Source organism: Pseudomonas trivialis, from assembly GCF_001439805.1.
In the GTDB taxonomy this organism is placed as follows: Bacteria; Pseudomonadota; Gammaproteobacteria; order Pseudomonadales; family Pseudomonadaceae; genus Aquipseudomonas; species Aquipseudomonas trivialis.
Genome location: NZ_JYLK01000016.1, coordinates 17,637 through 31,123, shown reverse-complemented (window position 1 = coordinate 31,123; position 13,487 = coordinate 17,637). Strand labels below are relative to the sequence as shown.

General features: G+C 65.1%; 13 protein-coding genes. 7 read left to right on the top strand and 6 right to left on the bottom strand.

What is annotated here, in order from left to right:
• A complete protein-coding gene (locus tag TU79_RS20325) occupies positions 1–294 on the bottom strand; it encodes a hypothetical protein (RefSeq protein WP_057009677.1) in 294 nt (97 codons plus the stop codon).
• A gap of 209 nt (positions 295–503) precedes the next feature.
• Between TU79_RS20325 and pbpC the strand changes: the two genes are divergently transcribed.
• The 5 genes from pbpC (at position 504) to TU79_RS20300 (ending at position 5,256) form a co-directional block, all read left to right on the top strand.
• Positions 504–2,819, top strand: coding sequence for a peptidoglycan glycosyltransferase PbpC (gene pbpC, locus TU79_RS20320; RefSeq protein ID WP_082638613.1), 2,316 nt, complete (start codon positions 504–506; stop codon positions 2,817–2,819).
• A 159-nt stretch (positions 2,820–2,978) separates the two neighbouring features.
• Positions 2,979–3,287, top strand: coding sequence for a MazG-like family protein (locus TU79_RS20315; protein WP_003233158.1), 309 nt, complete (start codon positions 2,979–2,981; stop codon positions 3,285–3,287).
• A complete protein-coding gene (locus TU79_RS20310; protein WP_057009676.1) occupies positions 3,280–4,029 on the top strand; it encodes a methyltransferase domain-containing protein in 750 nt (249 codons plus the stop codon). Before TU79_RS20315 ends, TU79_RS20310 begins: the two co-directional genes overlap by 8 nt.
• Before the next feature lie 24 nt (positions 4,030–4,053).
• A complete protein-coding gene (locus tag TU79_RS20305; RefSeq protein WP_057009675.1) occupies positions 4,054–4,674 on the top strand; it encodes a DUF4136 domain-containing protein in 621 nt (206 codons plus the stop codon).
• A gap of 24 nt (positions 4,675–4,698) precedes the next feature.
• Positions 4,699–5,256, top strand: a complete 558-nt coding sequence (locus tag TU79_RS20300; protein ID WP_057009674.1) for a DUF4136 domain-containing protein — start codon at positions 4,699–4,701, stop codon at positions 5,254–5,256.
• Between the two features lie 310 nt (positions 5,257–5,566).
• Here the strand turns inward: TU79_RS20300 and TU79_RS20295 are convergent, their stop codons facing one another.
• Together TU79_RS20295 and TU79_RS20290 are read right to left on the bottom strand one after the other, a co-directional pair.
• Positions 5,567–6,415: a MaoC family dehydratase gene (locus tag TU79_RS20295; RefSeq protein ID WP_057009673.1), complete on the bottom strand. Its 849-nt coding sequence runs from the start codon at positions 6,413–6,415 to the stop codon at positions 5,567–5,569.
• A gap of 2 nt (positions 6,416–6,417) precedes the next feature.
• A complete protein-coding gene (locus TU79_RS20290; protein ID WP_057009672.1) occupies positions 6,418–7,761 on the bottom strand; it encodes a 3-oxoacyl-ACP reductase in 1,344 nt (447 codons plus the stop codon).
• Between the two features lie 105 nt (positions 7,762–7,866).
• On the opposite strand from TU79_RS20290, the gene TU79_RS20285 reads away from it, so the two are divergent.
• Complete coding sequence (locus TU79_RS20285) at positions 7,867–9,144, top strand: acetyl-CoA C-acetyltransferase (RefSeq protein ID WP_057009671.1); 1,278 nt, start codon at positions 7,867–7,869, stop codon at positions 9,142–9,144.
• A gap of 134 nt (positions 9,145–9,278) precedes the next feature.
• Positions 9,279–10,178, top strand: a complete 900-nt coding sequence (locus TU79_RS20280; protein WP_057009670.1) for a PA4780 family RIO1-like protein kinase — start codon at positions 9,279–9,281, stop codon at positions 10,176–10,178.
• Positions 10,179–10,258: 80 nt separating this feature from the next.
• On the opposite strand, the gene cueR is transcribed toward TU79_RS20280, so the two are convergent.
• From cueR to TU79_RS20265, 3 genes are all read right to left on the bottom strand, one after another.
• Positions 10,259–10,660: a Cu(I)-responsive transcriptional regulator gene (cueR, locus tag TU79_RS20275; RefSeq protein ID WP_057009669.1), complete on the bottom strand. Its 402-nt coding sequence runs from the start codon at positions 10,658–10,660 to the stop codon at positions 10,259–10,261.
• Positions 10,657–12,849, bottom strand: coding sequence for a heavy metal translocating P-type ATPase (locus tag TU79_RS20270; protein ID WP_057009668.1), 2,193 nt, complete (start codon positions 12,847–12,849; stop codon positions 10,657–10,659). The genes cueR and TU79_RS20270 overlap by 4 nt, the downstream gene beginning before the upstream one ends.
• A 69-nt stretch (positions 12,850–12,918) precedes the next feature.
• Positions 12,919–13,299, bottom strand: coding sequence for a hypothetical protein (locus tag TU79_RS20265; protein ID WP_057009667.1), 381 nt, complete (start codon positions 13,297–13,299; stop codon positions 12,919–12,921).
• Between the last annotated feature and the right edge of the window lie 188 nt (positions 13,300–13,487).

The window sequence follows — 13,487 nt, the reverse complement described above, 5'->3', positions numbered from 1 at the left end:
TCAGTGCACGACCCAGCTCAACAACCATAACCCCAGCATCAGCCAGATGATCCCCATGATGATCGACGCGCGCATGAACGCACGCACCGCCGAGTACAGCAGCATCAGGCCGAGGATCAGGGTGATGACGCTGATGATCGAGGTGTCCATGCCCAGGGTGCGCGACAGGCCTTCGACAAAGTTGCCGCCGGCATGGGTCAAGGCCCCGAACAGGCCGCTGAGGCCGTCGACGATAAACCGGATCACCGAACCCAGTGCCTGGCCCAACCATTCGAAGAAGCTTTCTACCTGCATGTGTGTGTCCTGATGAGAAGGTGGGCGTGTGTGTGCCTTTGGTTGCCGATAACGCGGGCTAGTTCCCTGCAAGCATAGAGGTTTGGCGGTTTGAGGTTTCGATTAATCATGCAACTCAAGGTGGGAGGGGGCTTGCTCCCGATAGCGGTGTGTCAGCTGTGAATACGTTGGCTGGAAGGTCGCCATCGGGAGCAAGCCCCCTCCCACAGGTGCTGCGCTGGGCCTTTGCAATTGTGTTGTTGGTGGTAGCGCTGTTGTGGCTGGCCGACCGCCTCTGGCCCTTGCCGCTGCCCCAGGACGATCTCGCCCGTGTGGTGTTGGCCGAGGATGGCACGCCCTTGTGGCGCTTCGCCGATGCCAAGGGTGTATGGCGTTACCCGGTGCAAACCGGTGAAGTCTCGCCGTATTACCTCGATGCACTGCTCACCTACGAAGACCGCTGGTTCTACGAACACCCCGGCGTAAACCCGCTGGCGCTGGTGCGCGCCACCTGGCAGAACCTTACCGGCGCACGGGTGGTGTCGGGCGGCAGCACCCTGTCGATGCAGGTGGCGCGCCTGCTCGACCCGCATTCGCGCACCTGGCACGGCAAGTTGCGTCAGCTGTGGCGCACCGCGCAGTTGGAGTGGCACCTGTCCAAGGAGCAGATTCTCAACCTCTACCTCAACCGCGCGCCGTTCGGCGGCACCTTGCAGGGCGTGGCGGCGGCCAGTTGGGCGTACCTGGGCAAGTCTCCGGCGCAGCTCACCCGTGCCGAAGCGGCCTTGCTCGCGGTACTGCCCCAGGCGCCCAGCCGCCTGCGCCCGGACCGCCACCCGCAGCGCGCCCAGCAGGCCAGAGACAAAGTGCTGCGCCGCCTCGCCGAGTTTCAGGTGTGGCCGCAGGCAGCGGTCGATGAGGCCCTGGAAGAACCGCTGCTGCTGGCGCCGCGCCTGGAACCGAGCCTGGCGCCGTTGCTCGCGCGTCGCCTTAACCGCCCGGACAGCCCGCCGCTGATCCGCACCACGCTGGACGCTACCCTGCAGCGCCGTCTCGAAGACCTGTTGCTGGGCTGGCGCGCGCGCCTGCCCGAGCACACCTCGGCCGCGATTCTGGTGGTGGAGGAAGAAACCATGGCCGTGCGCGCTTACCTGGGCTCGGTGGACATCAACGACGCCAGGCGCTTCGGCCATGTGGACATGATCAGCGCCCTGCGCTCGCCCGGCTCGACCTTGAAACCGTTTTTGTACGGCATGGTCTTGGACGAGGGGCTGATTCATTCCGAATCGCTGTTGCAGGACGTGCCCCGGCGCTATGGCGATTATCGACCGGGCAATTTTTCCATGGGCTTTACCGGCGCGGTGCCGGCCAGTACCGCGCTGTCCAGTTCGTTGAATCTGCCGGCGGTGCAGTTGCTGGAAGCCTACGGGCCCAAGCGGTTTGCCGCGCAGATGCGCATCGGCGGCGTGCCCCTGGCATTGCCGGCGCTGGCCGAGCCAAACCTGGCGCTGATCCTCGGCGGCGCGGGCAGTCGCCTTGAGGATTTAGTGAGTGGCTACAGTGCGTTTGCCCGCGACGGCAAAAGCGCGACCCTCCGTTTGCAGCCGGACGACATCCTGCGCGAGCGTCCGTTGCTGTCGCCGGGGTCCGCCTGGATTGTGCGGCGCATCCTCAGCGGCCAGGCACGGCCCGACCGTGACCCCCGTGCCGAACTGGTGCAACGCCCGGCGCTGGCCTGGAAAACCGGCACCAGCTATGGCTTTCGCGATGCCTGGGCGATTGGCGTGGGGCCGCGCTATCTGATCGGCGTGTGGATCGGCCGGCCGGACGGCACGCCGGTGCCGGGGCAGTTCGGCCTGGCGTCGGCGGCGCCGTTGATGCTGCAGGTGCACGATGTGCTGGCCAACCGCGACAGCCAGCGCGGCATCAGCGCGCCGGTCAAACCGGTGCCGGCCAATGTCGGGGTCGCGGCGATCTGCTGGCCGCTGGGCCAGCCCATGAGCCGCAGCGACCCCAATTGTCGGCGCCAGCGCTTTGCCTGGACGCTGGACAACACCACACCGCCGACCCTGCAGGCGTTGGACCAGCCGCTGAGCGTGGGCCTCAAGGAAACCGTGTGGGTCAACGCCAAGGGCTTGCGCGTCGACGCCCATTGCCCCGGCGCGGTTGCGCGAGATATTGCCCTGTGGCCCGCGCCGCTGGAACCGTGGCTGCCGAAGGTGGAGCGCCGTGAAGCACGCATTCCGGCGGCGGACCCGGATTGCCCGCCGCCGGCACTGGCGGCGGCGTCGCCGTTGTCGATTGTCGGCGTGCGCGAAGGTGACCAGTTGCGCCTGCCGGCCGCCAGTCAGCAGACGCTGCGCCTGAAGCTATCGGCGCTGGGGGGCAGTGGTCGGCGCTGGTGGTTCCTCAACGGTGCGCCGCTGGGGGACAGTGCCAATCAGGACAGCATCAATGCCGGCTTTGATCGGCTCGGGCGTTATCAACTGAGTGTGCTGGATGAGGCCGGGCAGACGGCCAGGCTTGAGTTCAGCGTTGTTGATTAAGGCCTCATCGGGAGCAAGCCCCCTCCCACATTGTTAGGTGTGAATGCCTTCAAATGTGGGAGGGGGCTTGCTCCCGATGGCGTCCTGAAGGCCAGCGCAGGCTATTCACTTGCCTTCAAAGCTCATCCCCCCGAAGCTATACCCCTTCAGGAGCCCAGCATGAACCTCGAACACCTCACCGAACGCCTGCACCGCATCCGCGATACCAACGACTGGAAGCAGTTCCACAGCCCGAAAAACCTGGCCATGGCCGCCAGTGTGGAGATGGCCGAGCTGGTGGAAATCTTCCAATGGCTCAGCGAAGACCAGTCGCGCCAGCTACCGCCGGAAAAACTCGCCCACGCCGGGCAGGAAGTCGGCGATATCGTGTTGTACCTGCTGCTGCTGTGCAGCGAACTGGGCCTGGACATGGACGCGGTGGTGCGCGCCAAGCTGGCCGACAGCGAACGGCGGTTTGCCCATGAGTGACCGCCACTTCGACCAGTTGGCCACGCGTTTCGCCGAGAAGATCTACGGCGGTGCCAAGGGCGCCATCCGCCTGGCGGTACTCCAGGCCGACCTCGCCGAGGCCCTGCCGCAGCGCCCATTGCGGGTGCTGGACATCGGCGCGGGGCTGGGCCACATGTCGCTGTGGCTGGCCGAACGCGGCCACACGGTGACGCTGGCCGAGCCCGCCGCGCCAATGCTCGACGGCGCGCGCCAGCGTTTCGCCGAGGCCGGGCAGAGCGCAACCTTCATCCATGCGCCCTGGCAGGATCTGCCCGGCCAGCTCACCGAGCCCTACGACCTGGTGCTGTGCCACGCCGTGCTGGAGTGGCTGGCCGAGCCTCACGCAATCCTGCCAGTGCTGCACCAACTGACCGTGCCGGGTGGCTGGCTGTCGCTGGCGTTCTACAATCGCGATGCGCTGATCTACCGCAACCTGCTCAAGGGCCACTTTCGCAAGATGCGTAACAATGACATGGCCGGCGAGAAGCAGAGCCTCACGCCCCAGCAACCCCTCGATCCACGGGAACTGGCGGCGCAACTCGCCGGCGCGTGGCAGGTCGAAAGCCAAAGCGGTGTCAGAGTGTTTCACGACTACATGCCGGTGGAATTCCAGGCCCGCGCGCAGTTGCAGGACCTAGTCGAGATGGAGCTCGCTCATCGTCGTCACCCAGCCTTTGCCGGACTTGGGCGCTATTTGCACTGGATGTGCCGTCCGGTTTAAGCACGCCAGTGTGCGGAGGTCAACATGCGTCGTCTCGGTTTGATCCTGTTATCCCTGGGGTTGGGCGCCTGTTCCAGCCCCAACCCTTACGTGGCCAGTTCGGCGCCGATGCCGCCGGCACCTGCACAGGCGGCCAATGTGTTCGATGCCAGCGCGTATCCGGCGCCGGTGCGCGATTACGGCGCCTACCGCAATTGGGCCTGGCGCAACGGCCAGCTCCCGGCGGGCAGTGCCTGGGCGGATTCGGCGCAGATTGCCGAGGCGGTCAGCGGTGCGCTGGATCAGCGTGGCCTGCGCCCGCTGCACGACAACCGCGCGCCGGACCTGTTGGTCAGCGCCGACGTGCACACGGAAAAGCGCCTGCGGCAGGTGCGCGATGACTATGGTTACGGCGGCGGCTACGGTAGCGGTTACAGCGGCTACAACCGCTATGGCAACGGCTACGGGATGTACAACTCGGCGCCGTTGGTGCGCACCTATGAAGTGCAGGTGGTTGTGGTGCGGGTCGACCTGTTCGACGCGCGCAGCGGCCAGCCCGTGTGGAGTGCCAGCGCGGAAACCGGCAGCTCGGGCAGCCTGGGCGAACGCGCCGATGCATTGCGCCAGGCGGTGCAAAAGGCGCTGACGGCGTATCCTCCGCATTAACGCTATTGATTCGGGAGAATCACCATGTTTCGACGTATCGCTGCGCTTGCCGTTGTCCTGCTGCTGGGCGGTTGCCAGACTGGCCAGGTCAACCACGACTTTGATGCCAGCCGAGACTTCGGCGCCTACCGCAGTTGGGCCTGGAAAGACCCGGCCCTGCAATACAGCCCGGATGATCCGCGCATCAAGAGCGACCTCACCGAACAGCGCATTCGCCAGGCCGTGGGCGAGCAACTGGACCAGCGCGGCCTGCGTGCTGCCGCGCCAGGCGCGCGGGCCGACCTGCGTGTGCAGGCCTACCTGATCGTCGAAGATCGCCAGCAACAAGTCACCACCAACTACGGCGGCCCGTGGGGCAACCCGTGGAACGGCTACTGGGGCGCGCCGATGTACAACGAAACGCGCAACCTCACCTACAAGGTGGCGACCCTGCAGATTGACCTGCTCGACGGCAAGGACGGCAAGCTGGTGTGGCGCGGCAGCGACGAGCAACTGATGGCCAGCTCGCCCAATCCGCAGGACCGCGACAAAGCCATACGCACCACGGTGGCGCGAATCCTCTCAAGCTACCCGCCCCGTTAAACACACCCCAGCTCCAGCATGTGAATGGGGTTCATGTGGGAGGGAGCAAGCCCCCTCTTATCAAACACAAAATAACGTATTGATTTTAAAACCTGAAGTTTCAGGCAGCCACATTCCTGTGGCGAGCGGGCTTGCCCCGCGTTGGGCTGCGCAGCAGACCCCAAACCCTGTTCTGCGTAGTGTGAGGTACACCGCGTGTTCTTTGATTGGGGGCGCTTCGCGCCCCAACGCGGGGCAAGCCCGCTCGCCACAGAGCCCCAGTTTGCTGCGCGACAGCGCTAAGTCGAAGACTTGGCGGAGCCTTCCACATTCAAGCAATAGGTCGCCAGGTGCCGACCATGTGTTCGATATCTCCCGCACCTTTGAGCTGCAATTCACCGCTGGCCCCCGCTGCGCTGGCAGATAGCGTCACTTCGCCGGGCAGGCGCACCGGCTTCCTGAACTCCACGTCAATCTCCACATTCGCCGCAGGCAAGTGCTCACCCAGCGCAGCAAGCAGGCGCGCCTTGTTCCACAAGCCATGGGCGATAGCCAGGGGGAAGCCGAACAGTTTGGCGGTGAGCGCGCTCAGGTGGATCGGGTTGTAGTCACCGGACACCCGCGCATAGCGTCGGCCGATGTCGGCCGGAGCTTTCCAGTGGGTCAGTTCGCTGACGTCCACGGGCGCAGGCCGCGTGTTATCCGGCGCGTCACCGTCGAGCTTGACGCCTCGGCACAGCATGCGGCTCTCGGCTTGCCACAGCAGGCCGAGGGCATCGTGGGCGGTGGTCACCAGATCGAAAGTCGCACCCTTGGCGTGGGGCTGGAGGTTTTCGGCATGCACCGCCAGGGTCAGCTCGCTGACACCGCCCAAGGGCCGATGCAGGCGAATGCGATTACTCAGGTGGATCAGCCCCAGCAAGGGAAACGGGAACTGTCGGTCGGTGAGCAGTTGCATTTGCAGGCCGAACGCGAGGATATGCGGGTAAGTCGCCGGCAATATCGGCCCGTCGGCAAAACCGCAGACCTTGCGATACGCTGCCACGTGCCGAGGGTCAAGGCTGACCCGGCAGCGCAGGCCCTTGTCGGGCAGCGTGCTGCCGCTGATCTTGCGCTTGAGCGCCGCGCGCCAATACAGCGGCGGTAGAAGCGGCGGGCTGTCCAGTGTTTGCCAATCCATGCTTACGCTCCCAGAAGACTTTGCCCACAGACCCGCAGGGCCTGGCCGGTGACCGCGCCGGACCCCGGCTGGCCGAGCCATGCCACGGCTTCGGCGACATCCTGGGGCAGGCCGCCTTGGCCCAGTGAACTCATGCGTCGCCCGGCCTCACGCAGGCCGAACGGAATATGTGCGGTCATCTGGGTTTCGATAAACCCCGGCGCCACGGCATTGATGCTGATGCCTCGTTGCTGCAACAGCGGTGCCCAGGCTTGGGCCAGGCCGATCAGGCCAGCCTTGCTTGCGGCGTAGTTGGTCTGCCCGCGGTTGCCGGCGATGCCGCTGATGGAGGCCAGCAGCACCACGCGCGCGTTGTCGTGCAGGGTGCCGCTGTCGAGCAGGGCCTTGGTCAGCACCTGCGGCGCATTGAGATTGACTGCCAGCACGGCGTCCCAGTATTCCGGGGTCATGTTGGCCAGGGTCTTGTCGCGTGTGATGCCGGCGTTGTGCAGCAGGATGTCGAGGCCGTCGGGCAGGTGTTCGATCAACTGGGCGGCGGCGTCTTCGGCGCAGATATCCAGGGTGATGGTGCGCGCGCTGAGGCGCGCGGCCAGGGCGTCGAGGTCGGCCTTGGCCTGGGGCACGTCCAGCAGGATCACCTCGGCGCCATCGCGGGCCAGGGTTTCGGCGATGGAGGCGCCAATCCCGCGTGCGGCGCCGGTGACCAGCGCCTTGCGCCCGGCCAGTGGCCGCGTCCAGTCCTCCACTGGCGTTGCGCAGGCTTGCAGGCGCAGCACCTGGCCCGAAATGTAGGCGCTTTTGGGCGAGAGGAAAAACCTCAGCGCACCTTCCAACTGGTCTTCAGCCCCCTCGCCGACATACAGCAACTGCAGCACACCGCCGCTGCGCAGCTCCTTGGCCAGGGAACGGCTGAACCCTTCGAGGGCGCGCTGGGCGCTGGCGGCAAACGGATCGCCGAGGCATTCCGGCGCGCGACCGAGGATCACCAGGTGGGCGCTGTAGTCGAGGTTCTTGAGCAGCGGCTGGAAGAACTCGCGCAGTTGCTTGAGCTGATCGGTGTGCTGCAAGCCGCTGGCGTCGAACACCACCGCCTTGAGTGTGGGACCGTGGCCGGGAATCCAGGTCGAGGCCTCGGTGCCATAGCGGTAAGTGGCGTCGGTAAATTTGTGGGCAAAGGCCTGCACCTTGTCGGCCAGCGCGCCGCCGCTCAGCAACAGCGCTCCCTCCACCGGACGCAGGCGCCCGGCTTGCCAGCGTTCCAGCCGCACCGGTGACGGCAGGCCAATGGCGGCGACCAGGCGATGGCCGAGGCTTGAGTTGGCGAAGTCGATATAACGGTCAGACATGGAACGCTCTCCGAGGGCTGGGGTTCAAACGGTTGACCCTTCCAGGGTAGCAGTCGTTCGACTAGGCTCAGTGATCCAGCCCGCAACCGACAGAGGGAGCTTCTTATGACTCAATTGCGCCGTGTGGCGATCATTGGCGGTAACCGCATTCCGTTTGCCCGCTCCAATGGCCCTTACGCCACGGCGAGCAACCAGGCGATGCTGACCGCTGCGCTGGAAGGCTTGATTGAACGCTACGACCTGCACGGCCAGCGCATTGGCGAAGTGGTTGCCGGCGCTGTGCTCAAGCATTCGCGCGACTTCAACCTCACCCGCGAGTGCGTCCTGGGCTCGCGGCTGTCGCCGCAGACGCCGGCCTATGATATCCAGCAGGCCTGCGGCACGGGGCTGGAGGCGGCGTTGCTGGTGGCCAACAAGATCGCTCTGGGCCAGATCGAGTGCGGTATTGCCGGCGGCGTCGACACCACCTCGGACGCGCCGATTGGCGTGAATGAAGGGCTGCGCAAGATCCTGCTGCAGGCCAATCGCGCCAGGTCTCTGGCGGATAAATTAAAAGTCCTGTTACAACTTCGCCCGCAGCACCTCAAGCCCGAGCTGCCGCGCAATGGTGAACCGCGCACCAAGATGTCGATGGGCCAGCACTGTGAATTGATGGCGCAGACTTGGCAGATCCCCCGCGCCGAGCAGGACCAGCTGGCCCTTGAGAGTCACCGGAAAATGGCCGCTGCTTATGCCGAAGGCTGGCACAACGATTTGCTCACACCGTTTATGGGGCTCACCCGTGACAACAACCTGCGCCCCGACCTGACCCTGGAAAAACTCGCCGCGCTCAAGCCTGCCTTCGAGCGCAGTGAAAAAGGCACGCTCACCGCCGGCAACTCCACACCGCTCACCGATGGTGCATCCCTGGTGTTGCTGGGCAGCGAAGCCTGGGCCCGTGAGCGCGGCTTGCCGATTCTGGCGTACCTGCGCGACGGCGAAGCGGCGGCAGTGGATTTCGTCAACGGCGCCGAGGGCCTGTTGATGGCGCCGGTGTACGCGGTGCCGCGCCTGTTGGCGAGGAATGGTCTGACGCTGCAGGACTTTGATTACTACGAAATCCACGAAGCGTTCGCCGCCCAGGTGCTGTGCACGCTCAAGGCCTGGGAAGACGCCGACTATTGCCGGACGCACCTGGGGCTGGACGCGCCGCTGGGGGCTATCGACCGCAGCCGGCTGAACGTCAAGGGCAGCTCCCTGGCCGCCGGGCACCCGTTTGCGGCGACCGGTGGGCGGATCGTCGCCAGCCTGGCCAAGTTGCTCGACGCAGCGGGCAAGGGGCGCGGACTGATTTCGATTTGTGCCGCCGGCGGTCAGGGGGTGACTGCCATCATTGAACGTTGATGGGCAGTGAAATTGGCACACAGGATGCATTCTTGGGTGGTCAAAGGTCGGTCGCCTCTCCCACCGGCGCGCCGATTGCCGTATAACGAGTGCCATACGCGTATTTGGTAATAAAGGACCCACAATAAAAGCTGATGAAGACTCCTAAACGCATTGAACCCCTGATCGAAGACGGTCTGGTCGACGAAGTGCTGCGCCCTCTGATGAGTGGTAAAGAAGCAGCTGTTTATGTGGTGCGCTGCGGCAACGAATTGCGTTGCGCCAAGGTTTACAAGGAGGCGAATAAACGAAGTTTTCGTCAGGCGTCCGAATACCAGGAGGGCCGCAAGGTCCGCAACAGCCGCCAGGCCCGGGCCATGGCCAAGGGCTCCAAGTTCGGCAAGAAAGAAACCGAAGACGCCTGGCAGAACGCGGAAGTGGCGGCATTGTTCCGCCTGGCCGGTGCGGGCGTTCGCGTGCCCAAGCCGTACGACTTTCTCGAAGGCGTGCTGTTGATGGAACTGGTGGCCGATGAATACGGTGATGCAGCGCCGCGTCTGAACGACGTGACCCTGGACCCGGATCAGGCGCGCGAATACCACGCCTTCCTGATCTCCCAGATCGTGCTGATGCTGTGTACCGGCCTGGTGCACGGTGACCTGTCCGAGTTCAACGTACTGCTCACGCCTACGGGCCCGGTGATCATCGACCTGCCTCAGGCGGTGGATGCGGCGGGCAACAACCACGCGTTCAGCATGCTCGAGCGCGATGTGGGCAACATGGCGTCCTACTTCGGGCGTTTTGCCCCGGAGTTGAAGGCGACCAAATACGCCAAGGAAATGTGGGCGTTGTACGAAGCCGGCACCCTGCACCCGGCCAGCGTGTTGACCGGTGAGTTCGACGAGCCGGAAGAGCTGGCGGACGTGGGCGGTGTGATCCGCGAAATCGAAGCGGCGCGGCTGGATGAAGCGCGCAAGCAGGCGATTCGGGCGGCGGATGATGCGCCACCGAGCAAGGGATCCGACGAGCCACCGCCGCCGCCGTGGATGCAGTGATCTTCAGATAAATGAAGATTAAAAATGTGGGAGGGAGCAAGCCCCCTCCCACATTGGTTCGTGGTGTGTCATTAAGATCTTCAGGCGCAACAGCTTCCGGACGCCAACTCCTTGAGGATCGGGCAGTCCGGCCGGTGGTCGCCTTGGCAGTGATCCATCAGGTCCTGCAGGGTGTCGCGCAGTTGCCCAAGCTCCAGAATCTTCTGGTTCAACGCCTCGATATGCTGACGCGCCAGTGCCTTTACATCGGCGCTGGCGCGTTGCCGGTCCTGCCACAGGGTCAGCAACTTGCCGACCTCTTCCAATGAAAACCCAAGGTCCCGCGAGCGTTTGATGAACGCCAGGGTGTGCAGGTCCTGCGCGCCGTATACGCGGTAGCCACTGTCGGTGCGCTGGGCGGCTTCGAGCAGGCCGATGGATTCGTAGTAGCGAATCATCTTTGCGCTCAGGCCACTGTGGCGAGCAGCTTGGCCGATGTTCATGGGTGTTTGTCCTCCAGGTGCTGCGGTTTCCAGGTGTTCAACAGTAGCGCATTGCTCACTACGCTGACGCTGGACAAGGCCATCGCCGCGCCGGCAATCACCGGGTTGAGCAGGCCGAATGCCGCCAGCGGAATACCAATCACGTTAAACACAAAGGCCCAGAACAGGTTCTGGCGGATTTTTGCACAGGTTTTGCGGCAGATCTGCAGCGCCGCCGGCACCAGGCGCGGGTCGCCGCGCATCAGGGTGATACCGGCAGCGTGCATGGCCACATCGGTGCCGCCGCCCATGGCAATGCCGATATCGGCAGCGGCCAGGGCCGGGGCGTCGTTGATGCCGTCGCCGATCATCGCCACCACCCCGGTTTTTTTCAGCTGCGCGATAATCGCGGCTTTCTCGGCGGGCAGCACCTGCGCGTACACCTCCTCAATACCCAGCGCCTGGGCCACGGCCTGCGCGCTGCCGCGATTGTCGCCGGTGAGCAAGTGGCTGCTGATGTGTTGCGCCTTGAGCGCTTGCACCGCCGCCAGCGCGCCGGGCTTGAGCGTATCGCCGAAGGCGAACAGCCCGAGCACGCGCGGTTGCGCGCCTTGTTCGATCAGCCAGGACAGGGTACGACCTTCGGCTTCCCAGGCGCTGGCGCGGGTTGCCAGTTCGCCTGTGCTCAAGCCGTGTTCTTGCAGCATGCGCGTGTTGCCCAGCGCCAGTTGCCGACCGTCGACGGTGCCGGTCATGCCGCGCCCGGTGAGGGATTGGCTGGCACTCGCGTCGGCGACGGGCAGACCCTGTTCGTTGCAGGCATCCAGTACCGCCCTGGCCAACGGGTGCTGGCTGCCACGTTGCAACGCGCCGGCCTGTTGCAGCAGCTGTGACGCGTTGCCCTCCACCGCCACCAGGTGCGCAATGGTTGGCGCGCCGCTGGTGAGGGTACCGGTCTTGTCGAACACCACGGTGCTTACGGCATGGGCGCGCTCCAGCGCTTGGGCATCCTTGATCAGAATGCCGTGACGCGCGGCGACGCCGGTGCCGGCCATGATCGCGGTGGGCGTGGCCAACCCCAGGGCGCAGGGGCAGGCGATCACCAGCACGGCGACCGCATTGATGATCGCGGTTTCCAGCGGCGCGCCGTACAGCCACCAGCCCACCAGGGTGATCAACGCCAGCGCCAGCACCGCCGGGACGAACACCTGGCTGACTTTATCCACCTGTTTCTGGATGGGCGCCTTCGCCGCCTGGGCGTCTTCCACCAGGCGAATGATCCGCGCCAGCACGCTTTCTGCGCCAAGGGCCAGGGTGCGCACCAGCAGGCGGCCTTCGCCATTGATGGCGCCGCCGGTAACCGGGTCGCCCGGCTGTTTGGGCACCGGCAGGCTTTCGCCGCTGATCAGCGCTTCGTCGGCGTGGCTGTGGCCGTCCACCACTTCACCGTCCACCGGGAAGCGCTCGCCGGGCTTGACCATGACCAGGTCGTGGCGCTTGAGCTGGTGGATGGCGACGCTTTCTTCACGTCCGTCCCGCACGCGCACCGCCCGCTCCGGGCGCAGGGCCTCCAGGGCACGGATGGCGCTGGCAGTCTGGCGCCTGGCGCGGCTTTCCAGGTGTTTGCCGAGCAGCACCAGGGCGATCACCACCGCAGAGGCTTCGAAATACAAGTGCGGCGCGGCGGCGCTCAGCCATTGATGGACGCTCAGGCCGTACGCGGCGCTGGTGCCAATGGCCACCAGCAGGTCCATGTTGCCGCTGCCGGCCCGCACGGCCTTCCACGCGGCGCTGTAAAAGCGCGCACCGAGGATGAACTGTACCGGCGTGGCCAGGGCGAACTGCGCCCAGGCCGGGAGCATCCAGTGCAGACCGAAGGGTTGCACCAGCATCGGCAGCACCAGGGGCAGCGCCAGCGCAATCGCCAGCAGCAACGCCCAGCGCTCGCGGTGCAGGTGCCGGGCCTGGTCGGCCTGGGTGTCGAGGTGAGTTTGGGGCAGGACGGCGGTGTAGCCGGCCTTTTCGACGGCGGCGATCAATACGCCAGGGTCCATGGGGCCGAGCACTCTGACATGGGCGCGCTCGCTGGCCAGGTTGACGCTGACGCTGTGCACACCCGGCACCTGGCCCAGCGCGCGTTCGACCCGGCCGGCACAGCTGGCGCAACTCATGCCGCTGATGGGCAGGTCAAAGGGGGTGGATCGGTTCATGGGGCAGTCCTCCAGGGGAAGTTGCCCCAGCATCAACCTTGACCTGTGGGGAAGGTCAAGGTGGATGTGTCAGTAATCGAGTTCTGCGGCCTTGAGGTACATGCCGTCCGGCCCTTGGGCAATACGCAACTTGCGTATGTCGCCGGCCTTGAGCGTGATGTTCTGCGCGGGCGGCGCAAGCAGGCCCGGCAGGCAACCCGGGGTCTGGCCCGGCAGCAGCTTGAGGCGCAGCGACACGTCGCCCGGCGGCAGGTTGAATGAGGTGGACTCTTCCTGGAACAGGCGGCCGGCCAGTTGGTCCTGGATGTAGAGGCCGATTTCGCAAGTGGTCGGCACTTCCAGGCGTTCACGGGAAATGATCAGCACTGCGTAATCCTGTGCGGCACTGGCCAGGGGCGCAGCGGTAGACAGGCTCAGCAGGCCGGCAACGGCGAAAGACGACCAGCGCATGGCGAATGCTCCATGGTTCAGATGCAAAGGTAGGTGCAGCTTGGCCGACCGCGCGTGCAAATACCAGCCCGGCCGATGTGGCTGGAACTTGATGGGAAGAAGGCTACAGAGGCGTCTGAACTTCAATAGTTAGCGAGCTATCGTTCTATCCAAGAGGCTCACCCGCAGCTAGACTATCGGGCTGCCGA